This is a genomic window from Streptomyces sp. FH025 (assembly GCF_017427025.1).
Lineage (GTDB): Bacteria > Actinomycetota > Actinomycetes > Streptomycetales > Streptomycetaceae > Kitasatospora.
This window is the reverse complement of the sequence record NZ_JAFLNG010001030.1, coordinates 1-1934: the sequence shown is the minus strand read 5'-3', so window position 1 is coordinate 1934 and position 1934 is coordinate 1. Positions and strand designations below refer to the sequence as shown.

At 71.8% G+C, this 1934-nt stretch carries 2 protein-coding genes; both read left to right on the top strand.

Features of this window, described 5'->3' with window-relative positions:
* Positions 1-421 (top strand): TetR family transcriptional regulator C-terminal domain-containing protein (locus tag J0670_RS36940; protein ID WP_207817152.1); only part of this gene is annotated, 421 nt, incomplete at its 5' end.
* Between the two features lie 232 nt (positions 422-653).
* Positions 654-1691 (top strand): agmatine/peptidylarginine deiminase, encoded by a 1038-nt coding sequence (locus J0670_RS36935; RefSeq protein ID WP_207817151.1) that lies wholly within the window; start codon positions 654-656, stop codon positions 1689-1691.
* The last annotated feature ends 243 nt before the right edge of the window (positions 1692-1934 follow it).

Genomic DNA, 1934 nt, shown 5'->3' with positions numbered 1-1934 from the left:
GACGCTGGAGTTCATCAACGACCGGGCGGCGCGGTACACGACCGAGCGCCCGGCGGACGCCCCGCCGTTGACGGCCCGCGAGGAGCTGGAGCAGGCGCTGCTGCTGGAGTTCCAGGACACCGCCGAGGTCCGGGAGAACAGCACCGCCTGGGGTGAGCTGCGGGCGAGCGCGGTGTTCGACGAGACCCTGCGGGAGGACCTGGCTCGGGCCACCCGGGTCTGGGTGCAGGAGATCGCCGAACTGCTGGGCGACGTGCGGCCGATGTCGTCGGCGGTCGGACTGGCCGGCGCCGCCGAGCGGTTGACGGCCCTGCTGGAGGGGCTGAGCACGCGCTGGCTCAGCGGCAGCCTGCCGCTGGCGCACGCCCGGGCGCTCATGACGGAGGCGATCGACGCCGAGGTGGCCCGGCTCGACTCCTGAGCGCGAGCGGCGACGAGGGGCGACCGTGACGCCCTGCACACGGAAGGATCCGCCAGGTCACGCCATGGGCGCAAGTTTGACTGACTTTTCAGTCAATGCGAATCTGAACCCGCGGACAGGGTGCTTCCGCCGACCCGTCCCACGTGGTGCGCCGGTGCGTTGCGGCGCGAACAGTGGAACCGGCGGCCCTCGGCACCCTTCCCGGCACCCGTCGCACGATCTGGAGACCCTCATGACCCGCTACCACGACGCCCACTCCCCCGAGCCCTACCCCTGGGTGCCGGCGGACGACGTCCCGCACGCGCGGACCTGGATGTCCTGGCCCTCCCGCCGGGGCGTGTGGGGCCTGCGCCTGGGCGGGGTCCAGGAGGACATCGCGCTGATCGCCCGCACGATCGCCGAGTTCGAGCCGGTGGTCATGTGCGCCCCAGACGACTGGACGGCGGGCAAGGCCCAGGAGCGGTGCGGCCCGGCGGTGGAGGTGATCACGGCGATCCCCACCGACGACCTGTGGATGCGCGACACCGCGCCGGTGTTCCGCCGGGACGGCCACGGTGGCCTGGAGGCCGTCGTCCTCAACTTCAACGGCTGGGGCAACAAGCAGGTCCACTACGACGACGCCCGGGTCGCCGAGCGCCTCGCCGCCCGCCGGGGCCTGCGGTACGCCTACGCGGACTTCGTCGGCGAGGGCGGCGCGATCGAGACGGACGGCGACGGCACCGTGATGGCCACCGAGAGCAGCCTCGTCAACAAGAACCGCAACCGCGGCATGAGCCGGGACGAGATCGAGGAGGCCATCCTCGAGGCTTATGGCGCGGACGCGATGATCTGGCTCCCCGGGATCAAGGGCCAGGACATCACCGACGACCACGTCGACGTCACCTCCCGGTTCATCCGGCCCGGCGTGGTGATGGTCCAGCTGCCTCCCCCGGACCGCGACGACGCCTGGGCCCGGGACGCCCGCGAGCAGTTCGCGATCCTCTCCACCGCCACCGACGCCCGGGGCCGCCGCCTCCAGGTCGTCCCCGTCCACGGTCCGGACACCGTCCGCTCCCGCAGCTCCAAGTTCGTCGACTCCTACCTCAACTTCCACGTCGTCAACGGCGGTGTCATCACTGCCCAGTTCGGCGACGCGTACAAGGACGCCGCCGCGAAGGAGGCGCTCGCCGCAGCCTTTCCCGGCCGCGAGGTGGTGCAGCTCGACGTCGACCGCCTGATGGCCGGAGGCGGCGGCATCCACTGCTCGACCATGCACGAACCGCTGCCGTAGCCGCTGCTGCCACGCCCCTTCCGAAATCACCCCTCAGCCGGAGTACCCGTATGACCAACGCCATGTCCCGCCGCAGCCTGATGCGCTCCCTGGCCGGCGTCCGCGCCGGTGTCGGTGCCCTCACCCTCGGCTGACGACAGCCCCAACGGGTACGGGGCGGGACGGTTGATCCGTCCCGCCCCGTACCCGCTCGCTCACGTCCCAGCCGCCGACTACTGCTGGGACGGCACCAACCGGATTCCG